General features: G+C 68.0%; 25 protein-coding genes and 1 pseudogene. 13 read left to right on the top strand and 13 right to left on the bottom strand.

Features of this window, described 5'->3' with window-relative positions:
• Positions 1-79 precede the first annotated feature (79 nt).
• The 4 genes from BWR60_RS03210 to BWR60_RS38915 all read right to left on the bottom strand — a co-directional run bounded on the left by BWR60_RS03210 (position 80) and on the right by BWR60_RS38915 (position 3405).
• Positions 80-1735, bottom strand: coding sequence for a DEAD/DEAH box helicase (locus tag BWR60_RS03210; protein ID WP_088149560.1), 1656 nt, complete (start codon positions 1733-1735; stop codon positions 80-82).
• 440 nt (positions 1736-2175) lie between these two features.
• Positions 2176-2826 carry a tyrosine-type recombinase/integrase gene (locus BWR60_RS03205; protein WP_088149559.1) on the bottom strand — a complete coding sequence of 217 codons (651 nt, stop codon included), beginning with the start codon at positions 2824-2826 and terminating at the stop codon, positions 2176-2178.
• 25 nt (positions 2827-2851) lie between these two features.
• Positions 2852-3121: a hypothetical protein gene (locus tag BWR60_RS38920; protein ID WP_088149558.1), complete on the bottom strand. Its 270-nt coding sequence runs from the start codon at positions 3119-3121 to the stop codon at positions 2852-2854.
• Between the two features lie 32 nt (positions 3122-3153).
• Positions 3154-3405: a hypothetical protein gene (locus BWR60_RS38915; RefSeq protein ID WP_429913003.1), complete on the bottom strand. Its 252-nt coding sequence runs from the start codon at positions 3403-3405 to the stop codon at positions 3154-3156.
• On the opposite strand from BWR60_RS38915, the gene BWR60_RS37990 reads away from it, so the two are divergent.
• Together BWR60_RS37990 and BWR60_RS03185 are read left to right on the top strand one after the other, a co-directional pair.
• Positions 3307-3801: a hypothetical protein gene (locus BWR60_RS37990; RefSeq protein WP_230982930.1), complete on the top strand. Its 495-nt coding sequence runs from the start codon at positions 3307-3309 to the stop codon at positions 3799-3801. The two genes, BWR60_RS38915 and BWR60_RS37990, sit on opposite strands and share 99 nt — an antisense overlap.
• 136 nt (positions 3802-3937) lie before the next feature.
• Positions 3938-4189, top strand: a pseudogene (locus tag BWR60_RS03185) (MucR family transcriptional regulator); the annotation flags it as partial.
• Positions 4190-4323: 134 nt separating this feature from the next.
• Here BWR60_RS03185 and BWR60_RS03180 read toward each other — a convergent pair.
• Genes BWR60_RS03180 through leuC (BWR60_RS03150) form a run of 7 tightly spaced genes read right to left on the bottom strand, consistent with a single transcriptional unit; the run spans position 4324 to position 10978 of the window.
• Entirely contained in the window at positions 4324-5091 is a 768-nt protein-coding gene (locus BWR60_RS03180) for an SDR family NAD(P)-dependent oxidoreductase (protein WP_088149555.1), read from the bottom strand.
• Positions 5092-5132: 41 nt separating this feature from the next.
• Positions 5133-5939, bottom strand: a complete 807-nt coding sequence (locus tag BWR60_RS03175) for an ABC transporter permease (RefSeq protein WP_088149554.1) — start codon at positions 5937-5939, stop codon at positions 5133-5135.
• Positions 5920-6774 (bottom strand): ABC transporter ATP-binding protein, encoded by an 855-nt coding sequence (locus BWR60_RS03170; protein WP_088149553.1) that lies wholly within the window; start codon positions 6772-6774, stop codon positions 5920-5922. The genes BWR60_RS03175 and BWR60_RS03170 overlap by 20 nt, the downstream gene beginning before the upstream one ends.
• Positions 6771-7793, bottom strand: coding sequence for an ABC transporter substrate-binding protein (locus BWR60_RS03165; RefSeq protein WP_088149552.1), 1023 nt, complete (start codon positions 7791-7793; stop codon positions 6771-6773). Before BWR60_RS03165 ends, BWR60_RS03170 begins: the two co-directional genes overlap by 4 nt.
• Positions 7794-7849: 56 nt before the next feature.
• Positions 7850-8965 (bottom strand): 3-isopropylmalate dehydrogenase, encoded by a 1116-nt coding sequence (gene leuB, locus BWR60_RS03160; RefSeq protein WP_218823323.1) that lies wholly within the window; start codon positions 8963-8965, stop codon positions 7850-7852.
• The gene (leuD, locus tag BWR60_RS03155) at positions 8946-9545 is read right to left on the bottom strand and encodes a 3-isopropylmalate dehydratase small subunit (RefSeq protein ID WP_088149550.1); all 600 of its coding nucleotides are present in this window, start codon (positions 9543-9545) and stop codon (positions 8946-8948) included. Before leuD (BWR60_RS03155) ends, leuB begins: the two co-directional genes overlap by 20 nt.
• Before the next feature lie 2 nt (positions 9546-9547).
• Positions 9548-10978 (bottom strand): 3-isopropylmalate dehydratase large subunit, encoded by a 1431-nt coding sequence (gene leuC / locus BWR60_RS03150; protein WP_429913002.1) that lies wholly within the window; start codon positions 10976-10978, stop codon positions 9548-9550.
• 205 nt (positions 10979-11183) lie between these two features.
• Here leuC (BWR60_RS03150) and BWR60_RS03145 point away from each other — a divergent pair, with 205 nt between their 5' ends.
• The 3 genes from BWR60_RS03145 (at position 11184) to BWR60_RS03135 (ending at position 14183) form a co-directional block, all read left to right on the top strand.
• Positions 11184-12077, top strand: a complete 894-nt coding sequence (locus tag BWR60_RS03145; RefSeq protein WP_088149548.1) for a LysR family transcriptional regulator — start codon at positions 11184-11186, stop codon at positions 12075-12077.
• Between the two features lie 125 nt (positions 12078-12202).
• Positions 12203-13231, top strand: a complete 1029-nt coding sequence (locus BWR60_RS03140; protein ID WP_088149547.1) for an ABC transporter substrate-binding protein — start codon at positions 12203-12205, stop codon at positions 13229-13231.
• Between the two features lie 28 nt (positions 13232-13259).
• Positions 13260-14183, top strand: a complete 924-nt coding sequence (locus BWR60_RS03135; RefSeq protein WP_088149546.1) for an SMP-30/gluconolactonase/LRE family protein — start codon at positions 13260-13262, stop codon at positions 14181-14183.
• A 297-nt stretch (positions 14184-14480) separates the two neighbouring features.
• On the opposite strand, the gene gcvA is transcribed toward BWR60_RS03135, so the two are convergent.
• Positions 14481-15386: a transcriptional regulator GcvA gene (gene gcvA, locus BWR60_RS03130; protein ID WP_179221611.1), complete on the bottom strand. Its 906-nt coding sequence runs from the start codon at positions 15384-15386 to the stop codon at positions 14481-14483.
• A gap of 226 nt (positions 15387-15612) precedes the next feature.
• Between gcvA and leuC (BWR60_RS03125) the strand changes: the two genes are divergently transcribed.
• The 7 genes from leuC (BWR60_RS03125) to BWR60_RS03095 all read left to right on the top strand — a co-directional run bounded on the left by leuC (BWR60_RS03125) (position 15613) and on the right by BWR60_RS03095 (position 21941).
• Positions 15613-17043, top strand: a complete 1431-nt coding sequence (leuC, locus tag BWR60_RS03125; protein WP_088149544.1) for a 3-isopropylmalate dehydratase large subunit — start codon at positions 15613-15615, stop codon at positions 17041-17043.
• On the top strand, positions 17040-17666 hold the full coding sequence (gene leuD / locus BWR60_RS03120; RefSeq protein WP_088149543.1) for a 3-isopropylmalate dehydratase small subunit: 627 nt from the start codon (positions 17040-17042) through the stop codon (positions 17664-17666). The genes leuC (BWR60_RS03125) and leuD (BWR60_RS03120) overlap by 4 nt, the downstream gene beginning before the upstream one ends.
• Before the next feature lie 5 nt (positions 17667-17671).
• Positions 17672-18562, top strand: coding sequence for an isocitrate lyase/PEP mutase family protein (locus tag BWR60_RS03115; RefSeq protein WP_179221610.1), 891 nt, complete (start codon positions 17672-17674; stop codon positions 18560-18562).
• Between the two features lie 61 nt (positions 18563-18623).
• Positions 18624-19622, top strand: coding sequence for an ABC transporter substrate-binding protein (locus BWR60_RS03110; protein ID WP_088149541.1), 999 nt, complete (start codon positions 18624-18626; stop codon positions 19620-19622).
• Positions 19619-20446 carry an ABC transporter ATP-binding protein gene (locus BWR60_RS03105; RefSeq protein WP_088149540.1) on the top strand — a complete coding sequence of 276 codons (828 nt, stop codon included), beginning with the start codon at positions 19619-19621 and terminating at the stop codon, positions 20444-20446. Before BWR60_RS03110 ends, BWR60_RS03105 begins: the two co-directional genes overlap by 4 nt.
• Positions 20443-21195: an ABC transporter permease gene (locus tag BWR60_RS03100; RefSeq protein WP_088149539.1), complete on the top strand. Its 753-nt coding sequence runs from the start codon at positions 20443-20445 to the stop codon at positions 21193-21195. Before BWR60_RS03105 ends, BWR60_RS03100 begins: the two co-directional genes overlap by 4 nt.
• Positions 21192-21941 (top strand): ABC transporter permease, encoded by a 750-nt coding sequence (locus BWR60_RS03095; protein ID WP_088149538.1) that lies wholly within the window; start codon positions 21192-21194, stop codon positions 21939-21941. Before BWR60_RS03100 ends, BWR60_RS03095 begins: the two co-directional genes overlap by 4 nt.
• A gap of 266 nt (positions 21942-22207) precedes the next feature.
• Here BWR60_RS03095 and BWR60_RS03090 read toward each other — a convergent pair whose 3' ends face one another.
• Entirely contained in the window at positions 22208-24475 is a 2268-nt protein-coding gene (locus tag BWR60_RS03090) for a calcium-binding protein (protein WP_088149537.1), read from the bottom strand.
• A gap of 889 nt (positions 24476-25364) precedes the next feature.
• Here BWR60_RS03090 and BWR60_RS03085 point away from each other — a divergent pair.
• On the top strand, positions 25365-26399 hold the full coding sequence (locus tag BWR60_RS03085) for a helix-turn-helix domain-containing protein (RefSeq protein WP_088149536.1): 1035 nt from the start codon (positions 25365-25367) through the stop codon (positions 26397-26399).
• Positions 26400-26460 lie beyond the last annotated feature (61 nt).

Genomic DNA, 26460 nt, shown 5'->3' with positions numbered 1-26460 from the left:
GTCTGCGGAGGACACCGCATTTGCGCCGGGCTCATCGTCCGGCGCAAGCGTGCCGGCTGACGGCAGGCCGCCCGGACGGTCAGTGCCGCGGCGGCTTCGCCCGTGGCGCGGCGTGCCGGGGGGAGGGGCGGTGGGCGCGATCCTCCTCGATCCGGATATGCCGGTCCTGCGCATCCGGCCGGCGGATCGAGGAGGCGAAACGGCCGGCGGCGTGCCGGGCGATCTCGACCCGGCTCTGCCGCTCGGCGATCTCGATCCGGCCGATCTCGGCCTTGGTGACGTGGCCGCGGCGGCACAGGAAGGGCAGCAGCCAGCGCGGATCGGCATTGTTGGCGCGGCCGACATTCATCCGGAACCAGACCGAGTCGCCGCCGCCCTCCCGGTCGGGACGGGGCGGGCGCCGTTCGGCGGAGGCGGGCCGCTCCGGCGGCGGCGACAGCTCCTCCGGCGCGGGCAGGAGGCTGCGATGCAGGCGGACCAGGGCGACGGCGAGGTCCTCGGCGCTGCGCTCGGCCAGCAGGGCGCGGGCGCCGGCCAGATCCTCCTCCGTCGCCGGCTCGGCCAGGATCGTCTCCTGGGCCAGCCGCGCCTGGTCGCGGGCGCGGATCTCGTCCGCCGCCGGCGGGGGCGACCATGTCGCCTCGACCCGGGCCGCGCCGAGCAGGCGTTCGGCCTGGTAGCGGCGGTTGTAGGGCACCAGCATGACGCAGACGCCCTTGCGGCCGGCCCGGCCGGTGCGGCCGCTGCGATGCAGCAGCACCTCGCTGTCGCGCGGCAGCTCGGCATGGATGACCAGCCCGAGATCCGGCAGGTCGAGCCCGCGGGCCGCGACGTCGGTGGCGACGCAGACCCGCGCCCGCCCGTCGCGCAGCGCCTGCAATGCCCGGTTGCGCTCGACCTGGCTCAGCTCGCCCGACAGCGCCGCCACGGCGAAGCCGCGTTCGAGCAGGTTGCCCTGAAGCCGGCGGACCGCCTCGCGGGTCGAGCAGAACACGATGGCGCCGCGCGCCTCGAAGAAGCGCAGGATGTTGACGACGGCGCGCTCCGCCTCGTGCGGGGCGACCGGCATGGCCCTGTACTCGATGTCGCGGTGCGGCTCGTCGCGCGACGACATCGCGATGCGCAGGGCATCGTGCTGGAAGCGCCGGGCGAGAGCGATGATCTCCTTCGGCAGCGTGGCCGAGAACAGCAGGGTCCGCCGCTCCGCCGGGGCGGCGTCGAGGATCGCCTCGAGATCCTCGCGGAAACCGAGGTCGAGCATCTCGTCGGCCTCGTCCAGCACCACGGCGCGCAAGGCAGAAAGATCGAGCTGGCCGCGCTCGATATGGTCGCGCAGGCGCCCGGGCGTGCCGACGACGATGTGGCAACCGGCGGCGAGCAGGCGCTGCTCACGCCGGGCATCCATGCCGCCGACGCAGGCCAGGACGCGACCTCCCGCCGGCTGGTACAGCCACTCCAGCTCACGCTGGACCTGCAGCGCCAGCTCGCGGGTCGGCGCGATCACCAGCGCGACCGGGGCCGCGCCCGGCCCGAGACGCTCGGTGTCGCCCAGCAGGGTGCTGCCGAGGGCCAGGCCGTAGGCCACGGTCTTGCCCGAGCCGGTCTGGGCCGAGACCAGCAGGTCACGGTCGGCATTGTCGGGTTGCAGCACGGCCGCCTGGACCGGCGTGGGCTCGGCATAGCCGCGCTCGGACAGGGCGCGCAGCAGGCTGGCGGGGGCGGGGGAAAAGGACATGTCGCACAGGACCCTTGTTTCGAGCCGTGGCGGACACTGCTCCTGGGGGATTCCGACCTTCCGAAATGCCAAATTGCGGCGCCGCATCGCTGCGGGCCGGTCTAACGGCAGGAGATCGACTGGATCGTCGCGCGCATCGATACCCGAGCCGGGCCCGGCGCACAAGGGCCGTGCTCGGCCCGGGATAGGATGGGCTCGCCCGGACGTCGGGGCGCGAAGGACGGAACGGATGCTGAATGCCGGCCGAAGCCATGTAAGGGCCTTCTCAACCGGCGCATGCCGATCAGCGTCGGTCTGTTCCCGTCCACCCGCACACGATGCTTGCAAAAGTGAGGCGTTCCCTCTGGGAAAACTGCGGTGTTTGGCTTCTGGGCGTAGCGCAGTCTGGTGGCGCGCCTGCTTTGGGAACAGGTAGGCTCTATCGCCTAATATTTTGATCTTCAACGATTTTTTCCGCTTCTGCGGAAGCCCTGTCGGGACGCGGCCTCCATCATGTCGCGAATGTCCTCGACCAGCACATGGGCGTATTTCGCCGTCGTCTTGATGTCGGCGTGGCCGAGCTGCTTCTGGACCGCCTTCAGGTTGCCAGAGGCCCGAAGGCCGCGGGTGACGCTGGTGTGGCGGGTATCGTGCAGGCGGAAGTTCCTCACCCGGGCATGGTCGAGCGCGTCGGCCCATAGGCGCCGCCACCCGTCCCGGCTGATCGGATACCGCTCGCCTTTGCGGCGGACGACCGTGCCGTCGCGGCTCGTCCGCGGCTTTTCGCAGACATAGGTGAAGACGTGGACCGGATGGTGCCCGCGGCAGCTTTGCAGTAAAGCGGCCATGGCGCGCGTCATCGGCACGATGCGAAGCTTGCCGCCAGGCCTCTTGCTCTTCCCGGTGATGCGGATCTCCATCCGATCGAAGTCGACATCGGCCCAGGTGAGGCGCCGGCATTCGCCGAGGCGGCAGCCGCTGATCATGGCGAAGCGGACGATCGGGTGCGGATCCTGCCGCAGGCTGGCGAAGATCCGATCCTCCTCGTCATAAGACACCTCGCGGACGCGCTCCTCCGGCTCTTCGAGGAGGTGCTGGCCCCAGTCCGGCATGTCGCCGACATCGACCTTCCAGACCTTAGTCCGCGCGCCGCATGATCCGGCGCAGCAGCTCCGTCGTGTCCCGGTTCACCGTCCCCGGCGAGACCGGCGCCTTCTTGTTGCGCGCCCTGTCCCCGCGGCGTTCCGCGACGATCCTCGCCACCAGATCGTCGTCTATGTCGGACAGCAGCCTTCCCGGTTCGACACGCCTCACCAGCCGCGCGAGCCAGCGGTCGACGTCGTCGCCGGAGGCCTGGTGCTGAGCGACCTCCTGGTAGAGCCGCTCGGCCGCTTCGTTCATCGTCATCGGCCGGCGCCGGATCGCGCCGGTCGCCGCCTCTATGCGCTTTGCAGCTTCGACCTGCTGTGCCGCCGCTCGGTTCTTCGTGCCCGTGCTGCCATGAAATCGTAGGCCCCGGACGATGAAGTCGTAGTGATAGTACGGCTTTCCCTTCGGTTTGTAGACCGACACGGCACCTCCTGACGGCGGCGATGCTCGATGAAGAGCTCCAGATCTTCCGGTCTGAACTTCTTGGTTCGGCGACCGATCAGCACGTAGGGGATGTCGCCGGCGGCCACGTGTGTCTGCAGCGTGCTGTTGCAGATATCCAGGCGCCTTGCGGCCTTGGCCATCGACATGAGCAGCGGCCGATCCTCTTCATGGTCGTGATCTTGCGGTCTGGAACGGAGGAGCTCCGCCAAAGGCTGCACCGCGAGTTCGAAGCGCACCGTCGCTGTTGGGAGATGGCCGCAGGTGCGACCGGTCTCGGTCAGGTGGAGGATCGCTGGGATGCCCTTACCGAGACTATCTGGCAAGCGCGCGCCGCCAGCTTGGCCGGTGCCGCCGCCAAACTCGCCATGGTGCTCTCCGCCAGTCAGTCCCGATCCGACGATGACGAGTTCCCCTGGCCACCTTTGCCCTCCGTCGTCGCCGATCTCCAGCGCCTCGGAAAACTGCCCGACAGTATGGTGTCGACCTCACGATAAATGATCGACGTGATTGCAGCTATTGTACCCCACAGAAGAGGCCCAGGCGAGAATAACCTGTAAGAGCTTTTGAAATTCCTGGACTCGCTGAGCGGCTTCGACAGCAGTCGTTCGTTGATTCTCAAGGAGAACAGAAATGGCGGGAGGAACAGCTGTCGGCCTGCAACAGGGAACGGCGGACGAGACACGGAAGCTGACTGTTCAGATCGTTGCCGCGCATGTGGCTCATAATAATGTTGCGGCGAATGACCTGCCGGCGTTGATTGATCAGGCCTACAACGCCCTCGACAGCCTCGGAAAGCCTGTCGAGCCGGTGAAACAGCGGCCAGAGCCGGCCGTACCGATCAAGAAGTTGGTGACGCCCGACTACATCATCTGGTTCGGCTGCGGCATCGCCATGTATGAGCGTAGGTGGTTGCGGGGACACGCAACCACCTTTGTTATAACTCGATCCACATCGAGATCTGATTCAAAGCGCCGCCCCAAAGAGGCGGAGCTCACACATTCCGATACTCCGGTCGCTCAATACGTTGCCCGGCCGCCGGACAGGTCGAACACCGCGCCGGTGGCGAAGGAGTTCTCGGCGCTGACCAGCCAGGCGATCATCGCCGCGGCCTCCGCCAGCTCCAGGAACCGGCCGCGCGGGATGCGGCTGAGCATGTACTGGATGTGCTCCGGCGCCTGCTCCATCGCGCCGGGCGTCCGCGCCACGGCCGGGGTGACGCAGTTCACGGCGATGTCGTGCCCGGCCAGCTCCTTGCCCAGCGACTTGGTCATGGCGATGACCGCGGCCTTGGCCGAGCTGTAGGCCGCCGCGTTCGGGTTGCCCTCCTTGCCGGCGATCGAGGCGACGTTGACGATGCGGCCGTAATCCTGGGCGATCATCACCGGCGCCACCGCCCGGCAGCAATGGAAGGTGCCGTTGACGTCGACCTCCAGCACGCTGCGCCAGGCATCGACCGGATACTCCGCCAGCGGCGCGTTCGGGCCGACGATGGCGGCGTTGTTGACCAGGATGTCGATGCGCCCCAGCGCCTCGACGGTGCCGGCCACCGCGGCCTCGACGCCGGCATGGTCGGCGATGTCGACCCGCATCGTGTGGATGTCGTCCCGGCCGGTGGCCGCGGCGAGCTCGCGCTTCGCCGGCTCCAGCCCGTCGCCATTGACGTCCCAGATCACGAGCCGGGCGCCGGAGCGCAGGAAGCGGTCGGCGATCTCGCGGCCGATGCCCTGGGCGCCGCCGGTGACCACGGCGACGCGGCCGTCGAGATTGATCGAGTTGAGCTGCACGGAAGGACCTCTGGTGACGGGGTTGCGATGCGGGCGCCGGCTCAGGCGTTGGCGCCCACGGTCTGGCCGGCCGTTGGCCGCCAGCGCATGAAGCGTTCCTCGAACACCGACACGGCGGTGTCGAGCACGAGGGCGAAGACGGTCAGCAGCAGGATGCCGGCGATCACCGCGTTGATGTCGAACACCCCCTCGGCCAGCAGGATCAGGTAGCCGATGCCCTTCTCCGAGCCGAGATACTCGCCGACCACGCTGCCGACGAAGGCGATGCCGACGGCGTTGTGCAGGCTGGAGAACACCCAGCTCATCGCCGACGGGATGTAGACGTGGCGCAGAAGCTCGCGCGAATTCGCGCCCAGCATGCGGGTGTTGGACAGCACCACCGGGCTGACCTCGCGCACGCCCTGGTAGACGTTGAAGAACACCACGAAGAACACCAGGGTCACGCCCAGCGCCACCTTGGACCAGATGCCGAGCCCGAACCACAGCGCGAAGATCGGCGCGAAGATCAGCCGTGGCATCGAGTTGAAGGCCTTGATGAACGGGTCGGTCACCGCGGCCAGGAACGGGTTGAGCGCGAGCCAGAGGCCGATGCCCAGCCCGAGGATGGTCCCGATGGCGAAGGCCAGCAGCGTCTCCAGCAGGGTGGTGTAGAGATGCAGGAAGACCGAGCCGGTGGAGAACCAGATCCACAGGCGCCGGGCCACCCCCAGCGGGTCGCCGAAGAAGAAGGTCGACAGCAGCCCGGTCGCGGTGGCCAGCCACCACAGGAACAGGCAGCCGAACAGCAGGGCCAGCCGGGTGGCCAGCACCAGCGCGTGGTTGCGGGGATCAAGAGCGGTTGCGCGCATAGCTTTTCAGCACCTCTCCCTTCAGCACGTCCCAGATGGCGGCGTGCAGCTGCAGGAATCGCTGCGTCATCCGGATCTCGGCGACCTGGCGCGGCCGCTCCAGGTCGATCTCGAACTCCGCGATCGGCCGCGTGCCGGGCCCGGCCGACAGCACCAGGACGCGGTCGGACAGCGAGATCGCCTCCTCCAGGTCGTGGGTGACGAACACGACCGATTTGCGGTCGGCCGACCAGATCTGCAGCAGCTCGTCCTCCATCAGCTGCCGGGTCTGGATGTCGAGCGCGCTGAACGGTTCGTCCATCAGCAGGATGCGCGGGTTGAGGGCCAGCGCCTGGGCCAGGCCGGCGCGCTTGCGCATGCCGCCCGACATCTGGTGCGGGTACTTCTTGCCGTGCCCGTCCAGCCCGACCCGCACCAGCCATTCGCGCGCGATCTCGCGGGCCTCGGCCTTCGGCTTGCCGTGGAACAGCAGGCCGGCGGCGACATTGTCCTCCGCCGACTTCCAGGGCATCAGCGCATCCACCTGGAACAGGTAGGACGCATCCCGGTTCAGGCCCTGGGTCAGGGGCTGGCCGAACACGCTGAGCGTGCCGGAGGAGGGGCGCATCAGCCCCGCCGCCACGTTGAGCAGGGTGGACTTGCCGCAGCCGGTCGGCCCGACGACGGACAGGAACTCGCCCTCCTGCACCGTCAGGCTGACGTCGCGCACGGCGGTGTAGGTCTTGCCGGCGCCCTCGTTGCTGGCGAAGGTGCAGGTCACCCCGTCGAAGCGCAGCGCATGCGGCGCGCTCTCGGCCACAGGCTGCTCGCCGATCTTGCGGGCCGCGACGCTCATGGCGTCCGGCCCGCGGCCTTGCCGGCGAAGCTGTTGTCGTAGGTGGCGCCGAGGTCGATCGACGCCGACCCGATGCCGGGGTCAAAGGCGGTCAGCACGTCGCGCACGGTCTGCGCGCCCTCGGCCGACAGCGCGCCGGTCTGCGACAGGCAACGCCGGCTGTTCTCGAACGCCTTGGCGTAAAGGACCTTGTCGTCGCCGACATATTCGGGCGGGACATTGTCGGCCACCTGCTGCGGCGTCGCCTGGGCGATCCAGTGCTCGGCCCGGACGATGGCATTGGTCACCGCCTGCACCGTCTTCGGGTTCTCGTCGATGAAGGCCTTGGTGGTGTACAGGCTCGATTCCGGATAGTCGGAGCCGAACACCGCCTTGTTGCCCGCCTCGGTGCGCATCTCGGCCAGCGGGATCAGGTCGCCGCTGTCCATCAGGATGGTGGCCGAGGGATCGTTGACGATCAGCGCGTCGATCTGCCCGGCCCGGATCGCCGCCACGGCGCCGGCGGCCTGGCCGACGCCGATGATCGACACGTCCTCCGGCTGCAGCCCCGCCTTGTGCAGGATGTAGTTGAGCGCCATGTGGGTGCTCGACCCCGGCGCGCTGACGCCGACCCGCATGCCCTTCAGGTCGGCGGCGGAGTGCACCTTGCCCTCGTTCTTCTTGGCGATGCCGAAGATCCAGGCCGGGCAATTCACCTGGGCGGCGAAGGTGACCAGGGTCTGGCCCTTCGCGGCCATGGTGATGGTGTTGGAATAGGCGCCGGCGACGACGTCCGTGCTGCCGCCCATCAGCGCCTCCAGCGCCTTCGACCCGCCGGAGAAGGCGGCGATGGTGACGTCCAGTCCTTCGTCCTTGAAATAGCCGAGCTGCTTGGCCAGCAGCAGGGGCAGGTAGGTCATGCCGACCGAGGCGGCGCCGATATGGACCTCGGATTTCTCCGGCTGGTCCTGGGCGATCGCGGCCACCGGTCCCGACAGGACCAGGGCGGCGCACAGCGCGAGCGTGGTTCCGAGCTTCACCTGTTTTCCTCCATCTGTCGCGTTGTTGTTGGTTGATGCCTGGTGGCGCGTGGCGGCTAGGCCGCCAGCGCCCGGACGACGGCGTCGCCCATCTCCTCGGTGCCCACCCGCCGGGTGCCGGGCTGGTGGATGTCGCTGGTGCGGTAGCCTTGGGCGAGGACCGATCGGACCGCAGCCTCCACCCGCCGCGCCTGGTCCTCCAGGTCGAAGCTCTGGCGCAGCATCATCGCCAGCGACAGGATCGCGGCCAGCGGGTTGGCCAGGTCCTTGCCGGCGATGTCAGGGGCCGAGCCGTGGACCGGCTCGTACAGGCCCTTGCGGTCGAGGCCGAGCGAGGCCGAGGGCAGCATGCCGATCGACCCGGTCAGCATCGCCGCCGCGTCGGACAGGATGTCGCCGAACATGTTGCCGGTGACGATGACGTCGAACTGCTTGGGATTCCGCATCAGCGCCATCGCCGCCGCGTCGATGAACAGATGGGTCAGCTCCACATCGGGATAGTCCTGGCCGACGCGGGTGACCACCTCGCGCCACAGCTGCATCGCCTCCAGCACATTGGCCTTGTCGACCGAGCAGACCTTGCGCCGGCGCTGCCGGGCGGTGCGGAAGGCGACATGGGCGATCCGTTCGATCTCGGATTCCGAATAGCGCATGGTGTTGATGCCGACGCGCTCGCCCGAGGCGCGGGTCTCGATGCCCCGCGGCTTGCCGAAATAGACGTCGCCGTTCAGCTCGCGCAGGATCATGAGGTCCAGCCCGTCGACCACCTCCGGCTTCAGGGTCGAGGCGCCGATCAGCTCGGGGAACATGAAGGCGGGGCGGAAATTGGCGTAGAGGGTCAGCGCCTCGCGCAACTGCAGCAGCCCGGTGCCCGGCCGGCGCTCGCGCGGGATGCTGGCCTCGTCCGCCACGCCCGCCGCGCCGAACAGGATCGCGTCGGACCGCCGGGCCAGGGCCAGGGTCTCGTCGGGCAGCGGCACGCCATGCGCATCGATGCCGGCGTGGCCGATCAGCCCGTCCTCCGTCTCGGCCTGGGGCGCCACCACCCGCAGCACCTTCAGCGCCTGGCGAACCACCTCGGGGCCGATGCCGTCACCGGCCATGATCGCGATCTTCACGGAATCTCTCTCCTTGGTCTGGAACCGGGAGCGGCTAGATGCTCCCGCCGTCATAACTGCGCTCGAACGCATCGATCCGGCCGGATTGCGCGAGCGTGTAGCCGAGCTCGTCGATGCCGTTGACGAGGCAGGTCTTGGCGAAGGCTTCGATGTCGAAGGGGTGGCGGCCTCCGTCCGGCAGCGCGACCTCCTGCGCCGGCAGGTCGACCGCCAGCATGGCGCCCGGCGAGGACTCCAGCTGCTCCAGCAGCGGCGTCACCACCGCCTGCGGCAGCACGATCGGCAGCAGGCCGTTCTTGAGGCTGTTGCTGAAGAAGATGTCGCCGAAGCTGGGGGCGATCACGGCCCGGATGCCGTAGTCGTGCAGCGCCCAGACCGCATGTTCGCGGGACGAGCCGCAGCCGAAATTGCGGTCGGCGACCAGGATGCGGGCGGGGCGGTAGGCGGGGCGGTTCAGGATGAAGTCCGGCACCTCCGACCCGTCCTTGCGGAAGCGGGATTCGGCGAACAGGAACCGCCCGAAATCCTCGGAGCGCAGCTTCTGCAGATACTGCGCCGGGATGATCTGGTCGGTGTCGCAATTAACCCGGGCAATGGGCACGGCCACGGCCTCGATCCGCTCGAAACGGTCCATGCTCAGCCTCCTGCCAGCAGCCGCCGGACATCGGTCAGCCGGCCGGTCACCGCAGCCGCCGCGGCCATCGCCGGGCTCATCAGATGGGTGCGCGCGCCCGGCCCCTGCCGCCCGACGAAGTTGCGGTTGGAGGTCGAGGCGCAGCGCTGCCCCGGCGCCACCGTGTCGCCATTGGTGGCCAGGCACATCGAGCACCCGGCGAAGCGCCAGTCGAAGCCGGCCGCCGTGAAGATCCGGTCCAGCCCCTCGGCCTCGGCCTGCGCCTTGACCTGCTGCGATCCCGGCACCGCCCAGGCCTCGACGCCGGGCGCGACCTTGCGGCCTTCGACCACCGCCGCGGCACTGCGCAGATCCTCGATCCGGCCATTGGTGCAGGAGCCGATGAACACCCGGTCGATGCCGATCTCCTCCAGCGCCGTGCCGGGCACCAGCCCCATATAGGCCAGCGCCCGCTCCATGCCGTCGCGCCGGCCGGCATCGGCCGCCTCGGCCGGGTCCGGGATGCGGGCGGTGATCGGGGCGGCGTCCTCGGGCGTCGTGCCCCAGGTCACCATCGGAGCGATCGCCGCCGCGTCCAGCGCGACCTCGCGGTCGAAGGCGGCCTCGTCGTCCGACCGCAGCGCCCGCCAGTCCGCCACCGCCCGGTCCCAGGCGGCGCCCTGCGGTGCGTAGGGGCGGCCGGCCAGATAGGCGATGGTGGTGTCGTCCGGCGCGATCATGCCGGCCCGGCCGCCGGCCTCGATCGACATGTTGCAGACCGTCAGCCGCCCTTCCATCGACAGCGCCCGGATGGCGCTGCCGGCATATTCCAGGACATGGCCCGCCGCGCCGGCGACGCCGATCTCGGCGATGATCGCCAGGATGATGTCCTTGGCGGTCACGCCCGGCGCCGGCGTGCCGTCGACCGAGACGCGCATGCGGCGCGGCCGGCGCTGCCACAGCGACTGGGTCGCCAGCACATGACCGACCTCGGTGGCGCCGATGCCGAAGGCCAACGCGCCGAGCGCGCCATGGGTCGAGGTGTGGCTGTCGGCGCAGACGATGGTCATGCCAGGCAGGCTCAGGCCCTGTTCCGGCCCGACCACATGGACGATGCCCTGGCGCGGGTCGCCGAGGCCGAACAGGGTGATGCCGGACTCCGCCGCGTCGCGCTCCAGCGCCTGGATCATGGCGCGGCGCTCGGGGTGGTTGACCGCCGCCATGTCCCGGCGATGGGTCGGGACGTAATGGTCCGGCGTGCCGAAGATGCGGTGCGGCGCCCGTGGCTTCAGCCCACGCTGGCGCAGCATGTCGAAGGCGGTGGCGGTGACGTCGTGGATGAAGTGGCGGTCGATGAACAGGAGGTCCTGGCCATCCTCCCGAGTCATGATCCGATGCCGGCCCCAGATCTTGTCGAACAGGGTCTGCGGCGTTGGGCTCGCGTCCGGGCTCACGGCTTCCTTCCCATGCGGCGGCATCGTGAAGCGGCGGACCTGCAGGGCCAGTGCGCTTCAAGGCGTTGGCGGTTCGATTTCCACCATGCTGCCGCAGGCCGCGTCCGGGCCGGAATCGTGATCGGCAAGCCTGCCATCGCGAACGGCGATGGCAGAGACGCCCGGATCTGCCACAGTGCCCGACGCCCATCGCGTGGAGAGCGCCATGCAGTTCGACCTGCTGTCCCTGAAGCTGTTCGTCGCGGTCTGCGAGCACCGCAGCATCGCCCGCGCGGCCGAGGTCGAGCACATCGCGGCCTCGGCGGTCAGCAAGCGCATGTCCGACATGGAGAAGCGGATGGGGGCGCCGCTGTTCCACCGCAGCAATCGCGGGCTGGAGCTGACCTCCGCCGCCCACGCGCTGCTGCGCCATGCGCATATCGTGATGCGCGACCTGATGCAGATGGAGCGGGAGCTGGTCGACCACGCCAAGGGCATGCGCGGCCAGATCCGCCTGCATGCGAGCGTCTCGACCATCGTGCAGTACCTGTCGAACGACCTGCGCGACTTCCTGGCCCTGCACCCGGCCATCCGCATCGACCTGGAGGAGGGGCTGAGCCGCGAGGTCTGCCGGGCGGTGTCCGAGAACGCCGCCGATATCGGCATCTTCGGCGGGCCGCTGCTGTTCCCCGACCTGCGCATCCTGCCCTATCGCAGCGACCACCTGATGGTGCTGATGCCGGCGGACCATCCGCTGTGCGGCGCGAAGAAACTGACCTTCGCCGAGATCGCCCGCTACGACCTGGTCGGGCCGCAGACCGGCAGCTATCTCGATTCCCTGGTGATGCGGGCGGGGGCCGAGCTCAGCCAGCCGCTGCGGCTGCGCATCCGGGTCAACGGCTTCGAGCCGGCGCGCAGCATGGTCGAGGCCGGGCTCGGCATCGCCCTGGTCCCCGAGCTGCACGCCGCGCGCTACACCGAGGGCGGCCAGGTGGTGGCGGTGCGGCTCGACGAGGCCTGGGCCCTGCGGCACTGGAAGATCTGCACCCGGGACGCGGCGTCGCTGCCGCCGCCGGTCCAGGTCCTGGTCCAGCACCTGACCACGCGCGGGACGGCCTAGCCTGGAACCATCGCCATCAGCGATGGCGGCCTTCCCAATGGTGTCGGCGGCCGGCCGCCGGGGCCGTGCCACAGTTCCCTCCAAGGCGGCCGGCAGCGACCGGCCGGCACCAACGGGAGGGTCTGATGAAGCGCGTCCTCGCCATGTCCCTGTGCTCCGCGCTGCTGCTCGCCTGGACCGGCACCACCGGCGTCCAGGCCGCGCCGGAGAAGACCGAGATCCACCTGGCCGCCGCGGGGACGGGCTTCCCCTATCTGCCCTTCCTGGTGGCGGCCCAGCGCGGCTACTTCAAGGATGAGGGCCTCGACGTACAGATCGGGGTGTTCGCCGGCGGCTCCAAGGCGCTGGAGGCATTGATGGGCGGGAGCGCCGACATCGTCGCCGGGGCGTATTCCAACACCATCAGCATGGCGGCCAAGGGCCAGCCCCTGGTGTCCTTCGCCATCCAGGCGAACTGCCCGGACTGGGTGTTCGGGGTGACGAAGGCCAACAAGGATACGATCCGGTCGATCGCCGACCTGAAGGGCAAGCGCATCGGCGTCAGCGCCCCGGGATCGAGCTTCCACATGGGCGTCAACTACCTGCTGGCCAAGGCCGGGCTGCATCCCGACGACGTGTCGATCGTCGGCATCGGCGCGTCCTCCGGCGCGGTCGCGGCGGCGAAGGCCGGGCTGGTCGACGCGCTGATGACCAATGATCCGGTGGCGACGATCCTGGAGGAGAGCGGCGACCTGACCCCGCTGATCGAGATGCGCAGCGAGGACGGCAACCGCACGGCCTTCGGCGGCGACTATCCGGAGGCCGCGATCTACAGCACCCGCGACTTCGTCGAGGCCAACCCGAACACCGCGCAGGCGGTGGCCAACGCGATCGTGCGGGCGGAGCGCTGGATGGCCGCGGCGTCGCCGGAGGAGGTGGCCGACAGCGTGCCGCAGGACTATATGGTCACCGACAAGGCGCTGTTCGCCCGGGCCTATTCCAAGCTGCGCCGCTGCCTCTCGCGCGACGGCATGATGACCGAGGATTCCGCTGTCCTGGTCCGTGCCGTGCTGGCAGCCTTCGACCCGGCCATCGCCGATGCGAAGATTGATCTGAGCGCGACCTACGACAACCGCTTCGTGCAGGATTACGCGGTCAAGGCCGGCCAGCCCTGATCCTGGCCTGAAGCAAGGGAGAAGCAGCATGCCGGACATCCGCGTCGTCGCCAGCGGCCTCCAGTTCCCGGAAGGGCCGGTGGTCGAGGCCGACGGCTCCATCCTGATCGTCGAGATCCAGCGCGAGACCGTCAGCCGGGTCCGGCCCGACGGCACGGTCGAGGTGGTGGCACGGCTCGGTGGCGGGCCGAACGGGCTGGCGGTCGGGCCGGACGGGGCGCTCTATGTCTGCAACAATGGCGGTTTCCTGTTCCAGACCGTCGCCGGCTACAACCGGACCCGCCGCGGCGTCCACCCGCACTACACCAGCGGGCGGATCGAGCGCCTGGATCCCGCCACCGGCGAGGTCCGCACCCTCTACGACCGCTGCGGCGATCATCCGCTGTGCGGCCCGAACGACATTGTCTTTGACCGGTCCGGCGGCTTCTACTTCACCGATTACGGCAAGCACCGCGAGCGCGATCGCGACCATGGCGGCCTGTACTACGCCCTGGCCGACGGCTCGCGCATCGTCGAGGTCGCCCATCCGATGGAGACGCCGAACGGCGTCGGTCTGTCGCCGGACGACGCGACCGTCTATGTGTCAGAGACCGAGACCGGCCGCCTCTGGGCCTTCGACCTCGAGGCGCCGGGGCAGCCGAAGCGCCACCCGTTCCCGTCCCCGCATGGCGGCCGGCTGGTCTGCGGCCTGCCCGGCTATCAGCGCTTCGACAGCATGGCGGTGGACGCCCATGGCAATATCTGTGTCGCCACGCTGATCACCGGCTGCATCACCGTGATCGCCCCGGATGGCACCGTGCTGCGCCAGGTCGCGCTGCCGGACCCGATCGCCACCAACATCTGCTTCGGCGGGCCGGACCGGAGGACCGCCTACATCACCCTGTCCGGCACCGGGCAGCTGGTGGCGATGGACTGGCCCGAGCCGGGGCTGCCGCTGGCCTTCTCCCGATAGAGCAGGATGATTTTAGGTCAGATCACTCCGGGGATCGGATTTGGCGTTGCCCCTGCGGCTTGCGAGACCTTTTCGAATTCCCAACACCGTCATTGCGAGCGCAGCGAAGCAATCCATGGTGCAGCTCGTGCGGACCGATGGATTGCTTCGTCGGCTTCGCCTCCTCGCAATGACGGTGAGGAACGAGCGTTCTGAAAAGCTCTCGCTTGCGGGAGAGGCAATGCGAAGACTCTCGACGTCCTTCAGTCCCTGATGTGACCGGACCTCAATTCATTCCGTTCTAGCGAAGGCCAGCGATCATCCGGCCTCCTCCATCGCGCTGGCCTCCTGGACGATCCACTGCTCGAACGCCTTGACCAGGGGAGAGCTGCGCTGCGGCTGGGGATAGGCCAGGTAGTAGCCGCTGCCGGTCTTGATCCGCAGCCCCAGCGGCTCGACCAGCCGGCCGGTGCGCAGATCCTCCTCGACGAAGGCGCGCTGCGCCATGACGATGCCGAGCTCGTCGACCGCCGCCTGATAGGCCAACGCCGAATTCTCGAATTTCAGCCCGCTGTTGCCGTCGACCGTGGTCACCCCCGCCGCGTCCAGCCAGGTCGGCCAATCGTCGGGCCGGTGCAGCGAGCACAGCAGGACGTGGCGGGACAGGTCGGCCGGGTCGGCCGGCGCGCCGGTCCGCTGCAGCAGGCCGGGGCTGCACACCGGCAGCAGGGTCTCGCCGAACAGCCGGCGGCAGGCCAGGCCGGTCAGCGGCGCCGGGCCGGAATGGATGCAGATGTCGATGTCCTCGCGATCGAAATCGACCGTCTGGTGCGATGTCGTGATCTGCACGTCGATCTGCCGGTGCAGCGCATGGAATCGCGCCAGCCGGGGCACGAACCAGCGGATGGCGAAGGTCGGCGGCAGCTTGATGCGCAGGGTGTTGCCGGCCGGACGGTGGTGCCGCAGGCGGTGCACCTGGGTCTCGATCTGGTCGAAGGCGGTGCCCAGCACCGCGGCCAGGGCCGCGCCTTCCGGCGTGATCTCGATGCCCCGGCGGATGCGCGCGCACAGTTTCAGCCCGATCCATTCTTCCAGCTGCGAGACATGGCGGCTGACCGCGCCCTGGGTGACCGACAGCTCCTGCGCCGCGCGGGTCAGGCTGCCGTTCCGGGCGGCGGATTCGAAGGCGCGCAGGGCGTTCAGCGGCGGCAGGCGGCGGTTCATCTGCTCTGACTTTTCCTGAGAGAAATATGAGCAAATTGACTCTATTCGTCGCGGAAGGCAGGCGCTAGCCTTCATCATACACATGGCACTGCCCACCGATTTCTGCAGGGCACGAGCCGTGAGGGACCACGCCGGGACGGCCTGCCGATGCAGCCGCCGGCAGGGAGGACCATGATGCCAGCCTTGCGCCAGCCCCCTTTGCCCGCCCTGGCGGGACCTCCCGGCCATGACCGGTGAGCCGCGCGGCGTGGCGCCGCTCACGGTCTTCGAGAAGATCTGGACCTCCCACCTCATCCGCCGGCTGGACGACGGCCGCGACCTGATCTTCGTCGACCGGCATGTGCTGCAGGAGACGACGAGCGCGCCGGCCTTCGAGGGCCTGCGCCGGGCCGGCCGCGCGGTGCGGCATCCGGAGCTGACGGTGGCGACCCAGGACCACATCGTCTCGACCGCGCCGGGCCGCACCGAGGACAGCAACCCGACCGGGCGCGAGCTGCTGGGCCTGATGCGCCGCAATGCCGGCGAAAGCCATATCCGGCATTTCGGCGTGGACGATCCGCGCCAGGGCATCGTGCATGTGATCGGGCCGGAGCTCGGACTGGCGCTGCCTGGCTGCATCCTGGCCTGCGGCGACAGCCACACCTCGACGGTCGGCGGGCTCGGGGCCATCGGCATCGGCGTCGGCACCAGCGAGGTCGAGCATGTGCTGGCGACGCAGACCCTGGCCATGACGCGGCCGCGGCGCATGCGGGTCCGGTTCGAGGGCAGGGCAGGGGACGGCGTCACCGCCAAGGACCTGATCCTGCGGGTGATGGGCGAGCACGGCATCGCCGCCGGCCGGGGCTGCGCCGTCGAATACGCCGGGGCGGCGATCGAGGCGCTGCCGGTCGAGGCGCGGCTGACCCTGTGCAACATGTCGATCGAGTTCGGCGCCCGGTTCGGCCTGGTGGCGCCGGATGAGACGGCGATCGACTATGTCCGCGGCCGCGAATTCGCCCCGAAGGGCGAGGCCTTCGAGCAGGCGGCCCGGGCCTGGCGGGCGCTGCGCAGCGACGACGGCGCCGAATTCGACCGCGAGGTCGCGATCGACTGCAGCCGCGTGGCGCCGCAGGTCACCTGGGGAACCTCACCGCAGGACGTCTGCGGCGTCGACGAGCGGGTTCCCGACCCCGCCGCCTTCGCCGACACCAGGCGGCGCGATCTCGCCGCCGCGGCGCTGCGCTATATGGGGCTGGAGCCGGGCACGCCGCTGGACAGCATCCCGATCGACATCGCCTTCATCGGCTCCTGCACCAATTCGCGGCTGTCCGACCTGGAAGCCGCGGCGGCGGTGGCGCGCGGCCGGCGGGTGGCGCCCGGCGTGCGGGCGCTGGTCGTGCCCGGCTCGATGAAGGTGAAGGCCGAGGCTGAGGCGCGGGGGCTGGACCGGGTGTTCCGCGACGCCGGCTTCGAATGGCGCGACGCCGGCTGCTCGATGTGCGTCAGCATCAACGAGGATGTGGTGCCGCCCGGCGCCCGCTGCATCGCCACCTCCAACCGCAACTTCGAAAACCGCCAGGGGCCGCGCAGCCGCACCCATCTGGCCAGCCCCGCCATGGCCGCCGCCGCCGCGCTCAGCGGCCGCATTGCCGACGTCCGAAAGATGCGCCCAGCATGAGACAGCCCTTCACCGCCGTCGAAGGCGTCATGGCGACGATGCTGTCCGCCAACATCAACACCGACGCGATCATCCCCTCCGCCTGGCTGCGCACGGCCACGGCCGATTACGGCCGCGGCCTGTTCGGCGGCGACCGCTACGACGCGGACGGGCGGGAGCGGCCGGGCTTCGTGCTGAACCGCCCGCCCTTCCGGTCGGCGAAGATCCTGCTGGCCGAGGAGAATTTCGGCTGCGGGTCATCGCGGGAGGCCGCGGTGTGGGCGCTGCTGCAATTCGGCATCCGCTGCGTGCTGGCCCCCAGCTTCGCCGACATCTTCTACGAGAACGCGTTCCGCAGCGGCCTGCTGGCCGGGCTGGTCGATCCGGCGACGCTGGCGGCGCTGGCGCAATCCGCCAGCCGCCATGCCGGCAGCCCGGTCTATCGCGTCGACCTGCCGGCGCGGACCATCGCGGCGCCGGATGGCACCAGCTACGGCCTCCAGGTGCCGGACGCGCTGGCCCAGCCGCTGATCCGTGGCGACGATGCCATCGACACCACGCTGCGCCATGCCGACGAGATCGAGGCCTATTACGCCACGGCCAGCGCCGACCGCGCCTGGCTCTACGCCGCCGAACAGGGATGAGACCCGTGCACAGACCGTCCTTCCGCCATGCGCTCGAGCGCGAGACGCCGCTGGTCACGCCGCTGGCGCATGACGCCCTGTCGGCCCGGCTGATCGAGGATGCCGGCTTCAACGCCTTCACGGTCGGCGGCTCGGCCCTGCTGGCGGCGCGCCACGCCTATCCCGACATCGGGCTGATCGGCCTGACCGACATGGTGGAGGGGCTGCGTGACATTGCCGCCGCGTCCTGCCTGCCGTTCCTCGCCGATGCCGATGACGGCTATGGCGATGTCAAGAGCGTGGCCCGCACCGTCGCCGCCTATGAGGCGATCGGGGTCAGCGGCTTCCTGCTCGAGGACCAGGACCGCGACCGCAAGCAGCAGCGGGCGGAGAAGGCCGCGGCGGTGGCGGATGAGGCGGTGATCGAGGCCAAGCTGCGCACGGCGCTGGCGGTCCGCCGCAACCCGGAGACCTTCGTCATCGGCCGCACCGACGCCTACGGTCCGCTCGGCCTCGACGCCGCGATGCGGCGGGCGGAGCGGTTCCTGGCGCTGGGCGTCGACGGCGTCTTCATCGCCGGGCTGCGGACCGAGGCCGACTACCGCCGGGTCGGGGCGGCGTTCAAGGGCGCCTTCCTGTCCGCCGCGATGTTCGAGGGCGGCGACACGCCCTGGCTGTCGCCGGGCGATCTCGGCGCCATGGGCTTCACCCAGGTGTCGTACCCCTCCAGCCTGCTGCTGCGCGCCGTCGGCGCCCTGCAGGACGGGCTGTCGGCCCTGCGCCGCCATGCCGACGGGATCGAGGCGCTGACGCCCTTCGCCCAGGCCGCGCCGGCACGGGCGGGGCTGGACCGGGCGGTGAAGTTGTCCGGCTGGCGGGCGATCGAGACGGCGGGCGCGCCGGCCGAGACGGTGTAATCGCGAAATCATCGACGGCGGCGGACGGTCCCGCCGCCGGCAGACAACAAGGGAGGATCAGATGGGAAGAGCGCTTTCGACGCTGGCACGGATCGCCGCAGCCTGCGCCCTGGCCGGCACGGTCGCCGCAGGCACCGCCCGGGCCGACGACATCGTGGTCAGCAACTACGGCGTCTCGGCCAACGGCATGCCCTTCGCGGTGGCCATGGCCAAGGGCTTCTTCAAGGAGGAGGGGGCGGACGTCACCGGCATCCTGTCCTCGGCCGGCGGCGGCACGACGCTGCGCAACATGCTGGCCGGCAGCGCACCCTATGCCGAGGTCAACCCGAACGCGGTGATCGCGGCGATCCAGCAGGGCGCCGACGTCAAGATCATCAGCGACAACGTGTTGACCGTCGCCGAATTCGTCTGGGCGGTGAAGCCCGACAGCCCGATCAAGACCGTCGCCGACCTGAAGGGCAAGAAAATCGGCTACACCAATCCCCGCTCCACCAGCCAGGCGCTGGCCACCCTGGTGCTGCAGTCCGGCGGGCTGAAGACCGAGGATGTCGAGCTGGTGAAGACCGGCGGCTTCGGCGAGGGCGTGGCGGCGCTGGATTCCGGCCTGGTCGACGCCGCACCGGTGCCCGAGCCGTTGTGGTCGAAATACAAGGACCAGTACCGGCCGATCGCCCGGGCGACCGAGATCCTGCCGCCGATCGCCAATGTGGTCGGCGTCGCCTCGATGTCGCAGGCGGACAGCAAGGGCGACTTCATCCGCGGCGTCATCCGCGCCCGGATCAAGGCCGTGCAGTTCATGAAGGACCATCCGGACGAGGCCGGCGACATCGTCGCCAAGGCCTACAACCTGGAGCCGGAGGTGGCGCGGAACGCGGTGCGCGCGCTGATCTCCAGCAAGACCGACGGGCTCGACTACTGGGGGCCGGGGCAGATCCATCTCGGCGGGCTGGAGAAGGCGATCGAGGTGCAGAAGATGGTCGGCGCGATCTCCGGCGACGTCGACGCCAAGAGCCTCGTCGACACCCGGTTCCTGCCGGACGACCTGAAGGCATTGCAATGAACATGATGACCAACCTGGCCCAGGTCTCGCTGCGGGGTGTCGACAAGGTCTTCCCCCCGCCGGGCAAGTCAGCGGAGCCGATCCACGCGCTGGGGCCGATCGACCTGGAGTTGCGGCGCGGCGAGTTCTTCTCCGTCGTCGGGCCGTCCGGCTGCGGCAAGTCGACCCTGCTGGAGCTGATCGCCGGCCTGTCCACCGCCTCTCGCGGCGAGGTCGCCTTCGAGGGGCGGCCGATCGCCGGGCAGATCCCGGACGGGGTCGGCGTGGTGTTCCAGGAGGATGCGTCCTTCCCGTGGCTGTCGGTGGTTGACAACATCGCCTTCGGCCTCAGGCGGATGAAGCTGGGCAAGGGCGAGCGCGAGGCCCGGATCGAGCGCGCGCTGGCGATGATGGGGCTGGCGCCCTTCGCCCGCAGCTATCCGTCGCAGCTGTCGGGCGGCATGCGCCAGCGAGTCTGCATCGCCCGCACGCTGGTGACCGAGCCGCGGCTGATCCTGCTGGACGAGCCTTTCGCCGCGCTGGACCAGCAGACGCGCCTGCTGATGGGCGACGAGGTGCTCAATCTCTGGCGCAAGACCGGCGCCACCATCTTCCTGATCACCCATGCGCTGGACGAGGCGACCATGCTGTCCGACCGCATCGGCATCATGTCGGCCCGGCCCGGGCGGTTGATCGACATCGTCGAGACCGGCTGGCCGCGCGACCGCGACAGCCGCATCGTGCAGGAGGAGCGGTTCGGGACGATCACGGCCCGGCTGTGGGGCGCGCTGCGCGAGGAATCGATCAAGGCCATCGGCAGGCCGGGCGGCGGGAGGCAACCATGAAGCCTGCGGCGCTCTGGCGGATCGGCCTCGTCATCGGCCTCGTCGCGCTGCTGGAGGTGCTCTGCCTCACCGGCGTGATCGACAAGCTGACCATGCAGCCGCCCCATGTCATGGTCCTGGACATCTGGCGGATGCTGGCCTCGGGCTCGCTCAACGCGGCGATCGCCAAGACGCTGGGCAACGCGGCCATCGCCTTCCTGCTGGCCATGGCCATCGGCGTCGCCGCGGCGATCGCGATCCATCGCGTCAAGGCGGTTCGCGAGGCGCTGGACCCGCTGTTCGCGACCTATTACGCGATCCCGATCTTCGCCTTCTACCCGCTGCTGATCATCCTGTTCGGCCTCGGCGACGCGCCGGAGATCTTCATCGGCACGGCGCTCGGCGTCGTCGGCGTCATCGTCAGCACGCTGAACGGGCTGGACCGCGTGCCGCGCGTGCTGATGAAGTCGGCCCGGATCGCCCGCTTCGGCACGCTGGAGACGGCGTGGCGCATCACCTTGCCCTATGCCTCGCCCTACATCCTGTCGGGCGCCAAGCTGGCCGTGGCCTATTCGCTGATCGGCATCATCGGGGCGGAGTTCATCATGTCGTCGAGCGGCATGGGCTACGAGATCAGCTTCGCCTACAACAATTTCGACAACGCGACCATGTACCCGCTGATCGTCCTCGTCCTGGTGGTGGCCGGCGCCCTCAACGCCGCCCTGGGCCGGTGGGAGAAGGCGCTGATGGCGCGGCGGGGGCTGGCATGACCGCATCGTCCCTTCGCTCATCGCGCAACGGCGCGGTGCTGATCCTGGTCCTGCTCGCGATCTGGCAGGGGCTGTACTGGATGGTCGGCGACGTTGCCCTGCGCTCGCCGCTGCAGACCGTGATGGTCACGGCGACGCTGCTGGGCTCCGACATGTTCTGGCCGCATCTGGCGGAGACGGCGACGGCCTTCGGCGTGGCGCTGGCGCTGTCGGTGGCGGGGGGCCTGGCGATCGGCTTCATCCTCGGCATCAACCGCTTCGCCAACGACGTGTTCGAGCCGATGCTCGTCACCGCCTATTCGATCCCGAAGATCACGCTGTACCCGATCCTGCTGCTGATGTTCGGCCTCGGCATCTCCGCCAAGATCGCCTTCGGCACCATCCATGGCATCATCCCGGTGGCGCTGTTCACCATCAGCGCGGTGCGCAACATCCGCCCGGTCCTGGTGAAGAGCGGCCGGGTGATGGGCCTCGGGCCGTTCGAGATGGTCACCCGCGTGCTGCTGCCGGCGGCGATGCCGGAGATCTTCGCCGGCCTCAGGATCGGCTTCTCGCTGACCCTGATCGGGACGCTGCTGGGCGAGATGTTCGCGTCGCAGCGGGGCCTGGGCTTCCTGCTGATGAACGCGATCGGCCTGCACAACATCGACGTCATCATGGCCCTGACCTTCCTGCTGACGCTCTTCGCGGGCGCCGCGAGCATCCTGCTGCTTCACCTGAACCGGCGGCTGCAAAGTCCTGCGTGACCGGGTGCACCGTGCACGGATAGACCCGTGAGCGGATTGCAGGTCGGTCTCGGTCGATCGAGCACGGATTGCGATCTGGGATCGGAAAGGTCGGCCGGGCTCCAATTGCGCGAGCAATTGGATATCTCTGGCGTTTGGGTTGATCCTGACTGAACGATCTGACTCAGTGCTAGACGATCGTGACCCGTGCCTCGACAGCCACTCCTCGAGATAGGCCCAAAAAAGGGGCGGGTTTCCCCGCCCCCGGTTGGTGCCGAGGCCCGCAGCTATAGTAGGAAATCCGCTGCGGTCAGGGAGTGGTCCGTCTGCACGTTGATAGCGAAATCAGCCTGACGGTCGCCGTTGAGGTCACCATAGACCGTGGTCATGCCGTTGCCGCCGTCGACCGCGATCACCTCATGGCCGGTTCCGGTGAAGGTGCCGCCGGCGGTGAAGGTGAAGGCGGTGTCGCCATTGCTGGAATTGCCGTCGGCATCGATCATCCCCAGGTGGATCTTGTCGCCGGCCTGGAAGTCGTCGATGACGTCGCGCCCGAGGACACCGACCGTGCTGTCGGACACGTTGCGATAGACGAAGGCATCAGCCCCGACGCCGCCATGAAGAGTGTCCGCCCCGGCCCCGCCTTCAAGCTTGTCGTTCCCCAGGCCGCCGTCGAGACGGTCGTTCCCGGTCCCTCCGACCAGGGTGTCGTTCCCCCCGAGGCCGACGAGGTAATTCGCCCCACCATCCCCGGTCAGACTGTCAGTGAGGGCCGAGCCGTAGACGTTCTCGATGTTGATCAGCGTGTCGCCCTGGGCTTCACCGCCGAAGGCGATGTGGCTGCCGAGATCGATGGTCACGCCGCCGCCGCTCTTGTCGTAGTAGGCCGTGTCGATGCCGGTGCCGCCGTCGAGCACGTCAGCGCCGTCGCCGCCGGTGAGCTTGTCGTCACCGGCGCCACCCTGAAGCGAATCATCGCCACGTTCACCCCAGAGGTTATCGGCACCACCTGCGCCATCGATCACGTCGTTGCCGTCGCCGCCGCCGATGGTGTTGCTGCCGCCATCGCCGGTCAGCTTGTCGGCAAAGGCCGAGCCGCGAAGCCCCTCGATGCTGCCGAGAGTATCGCCCTGGGCGTCGCCGCCTGAGGCGGTGTGGGCGCCGAGATCGACCGAGACCCCGACCTTGCTGGTGAAGTAGCTCACGGTGTCGGTGCCGGCGCCGCCGTCGAGACGGTCCGCGCCGGCGCCGCCGCGGAGCACATCGTCGCCGCTCCACCCCTGCAGCGTGTTGGCGCCGCCGTCACCGAGGAGGGTGTCGTTGCCCTGACTGCCGGACAGGTTCTCGATCCTCACCAGGACATCACCCTGGGCCTCACCGCCGCTGCCCTTGCCGGTCGACAGATCGACCGAGACCCCGATATTGCTGGTGTAGTAGCTCGCGGTGTCGACGCCGGCACCGCCGTCGAGACGGTCCGCGCCGGCGCCGCCGCGGAGCACGTCGTTGCCATTCCATCCCGCCAGCGTATTGGCGCCGGTGTCGCCGACGAGGGTGTCGTTGCCCTGACTGCCGGACAGGTTCTCAATCCCCACCAGGACATCGCCCTGGGCCTCACCGCCGCTGCCCTTGCCGGTCGACAGATCGACCGAGACCCCGATATTGCTGGCGTAGTAGCTGGCGGTGTCGACGCCGGCACCGCCGTCGAGACGGTCCGCGCCGGCACCGCCCTGGAGCACATCGTTGCCGTCTCCGCCCTGCAACGTGTTGGCGCCGGCATTGCCGATGAGGGTGTCGTTGCTCCGGCTGCCGACGACATTCTCGATATTGGCCAGGGTATCGCCCTCGGCCTCGCCGCCGGCGCCGGTTCCGCTGGCCAGGTTCACCGTCACGGCACTGGTGGAGAGCTGATAGTTGGCGGTATCGATGCCGGCGCCACCGTCGAGCTTGTCGGCCCCGTTGCCGCCGATCAGGAGATCGTCGCCATCCCCACCGTTCAAGATATCCGTGCCGTCCAGGCCAACCAGCTTGTTGCTCTCCACGTCGCCAGTCAGGCTGTCGTCGTAATTGGATCCCACCACATTGGCGAATCCAATGGCGACATCGACATTGTTCCCATCGGTCCCATTGGCGTCGCCGCCCGAGGCATGAATAGCGGTAAAATAGTTGTTCTCAAAAACCTTATCCCAGTCGTTGACCTGTCCAAGAGAAACCACAGTTTTGACAAAAGCCTCAATGGTGCGCCACGCCGCTCCGATGGTGAAATTGAGACCCGCGTAAACAATCGATGAGCCTGCCCAATAAGCCTCAACCTTTCCGAGATCTACCGTGACGCCCCCGGACGACTCGGAATAGCCGATCGTATCGCTTCCGCCATTTCCATTCAGTTTCTCGTAGCCATTCCCACCGGTGAAAACGCCATTCCAAGCTCCGTTCCCGCCTCCTTTAGCTTCAATATAGTCATTCTGAGCAGTGCCTGTAATTTCATCTCTGGCTTCTGTTCCATAGAATTCGTGCTGAATTCCAAGAATGTTCTTCAGTTCAGGAGAGATCGTCATTTAAAGTAGCCTTCCCAAGGTTTATTTTCATCAGAACTCGAGGTTTGGGGCAGGATTGGTCGTTGTCTCCGCCCCGAGCGAGCGGTCACGCACCGTCATCAGCAGGTGACGCTCGATTTCTGATAGTACTGGAAGGCGTTCCGCCCAGTATCTTCGGCCGCAGAAACTGTCTTTGATTTCAAGCTACGCTTGGAGTGTCATGCAATAACGACCAATAGGTTTGGCGATGAGGCCATTCCCGACCCTCGGTACGAGTTCGATTTGAATATATATCTGTTCGATTCCAGGGGGCGCATGAAGTGTTGGCGATGCGTGCCAGATTGTATGCAATTTTAGCCAAATCCGTTTCGTGTGCCCTGCAGACCCGATGCTCCCACGAGGCCACACTAGACCACGCTGACCCGGACGACGAAGTGGTCCTGGTTGATAGGGAACGGCCATCTCCCGCTTACTGATCTCGCCATCGCCTGCTCCGAACTGGCCGCCGCCAGTCTGTCCGGTTGCTTGCCTATGCTTCTAACCCATTGGATTTTCTTGATTCTCTAGCGTCACTTTGACACGCCTGTCACGGATAGGCCAAAAAGGCCTATAGCGGTTGTTGCAAATTATCTAAAATTTGATCTAAATGTTTAAATCAACCGTGCAGGAGACGATTCACGATTTTGAACCCACAACTCGCCTGCGGACCATCTGGCTCAAGCGGAGCCGGGTAAAAAGCGAAGCTTGGTGAAGGCTCCAGCAGCCGCAGTCGGGCCGCTGGTGGCGACGGATCTCGCGATCAGCAACCCGCAGCTCGAGATCACAATTACCGAGAAGTGCCAACTCCGTCACGCCAGCGGCGACGCCATGCTTGGCGACAGCTCGACATAGACAGTTGGGAGCACCGATCATGGACACGGCGCATCAAGAAAATATACGGAATCCGTCACCGGTGTCGTTTTCGACCCGAGGCTTGTCGCCGGCCGAGCAGGCTGAGGCTGCCGTCGCATACGAAAGCGAGTTCGCGCACATCGTTCCTGCCAACGATGATTCGGCTCATGGGTTCCATATGGAAGATCGTATGGCCGTTCTAGGGTCTATGTTGGTTGCAACGAGACGAGTCGCAGCCTCCAGCTATATTCGTTCAGCTTCAGAGATTCGCAGGAATCCGATCGATCACTTCTGCTTCTTGGTTTACCGACGCGGCAAGATATCTCTTTTGGAAGATATTCCGTCTGGGAAGGTCTTCACACACGATCACGGGCAGCCATGGGAGGGGTTGCACACTGATGCCGACATAAGCTTTATCGTTCTGCCGCGGGATAGCCTGGGCAGAGCCTCGGCGCTGGCCGAACCCCTCAATGCCCGGTCGGTACCCGGCCCGCTCGCCGGGCTTCTCGCGGATCACATCATCAGCCTTACCCATCGGATGTCGGAATTTACCCCGGCCGATGCGCCTCACATGGTTGCCGCCACGCAGGCGATGATTGCCGCCTGTCTTGCTCCGACGCGAGATGCTCTGATGGAAGCACAGAGGCCGATCGCTCAGGTCCTGGTCCAGCGGGTGAAGCGATACGTCGAGGATCATCTCCATGATTCCTCCCTGTCGGCAGACCAGATCGGCCGGCACTTCGGCATGTCGCGGCGACAGGTCTATCGGCTGTTCGAGCCCTTCGGCGGCGTAGACCGCTTCATCAAGCGGCGGCGCCTCGCCCACGCCCATGCGAGGCTTGCGGATCTGAGCGAAGTCCTCCGGATCAAGGAAATCGGTTATGAAGCCGGCTTCTCAAGCGCTGCGGAGTTCAGCCGCAGCTTCCGGCAGATCTACGGCTACTCTCCAAGAGAGGTTCGCGAGGCGATTGCGACAAGGCCACATCCGCAATCTCTTCGAGCCCATACGGACCGTGGTGTTCTCTACAGCGATTTGCTCCGCCAAATCCATTGATCGGCGTGGGTGTCAATCGGCGCCGTGGAGGCCCCTTCGCAGGAGCCAATCGAATCAAGGA

This window comes from Inquilinus limosus (assembly GCF_002195995.1).
Classification (GTDB): domain Bacteria; phylum Pseudomonadota; class Alphaproteobacteria; order DSM-16000; family Inquilinaceae; genus Inquilinus; species Inquilinus limosus_C.
Note: the sequence above shows the minus strand (reverse complement) of the source record. Positions and strands in the feature narration are given on the sequence as shown.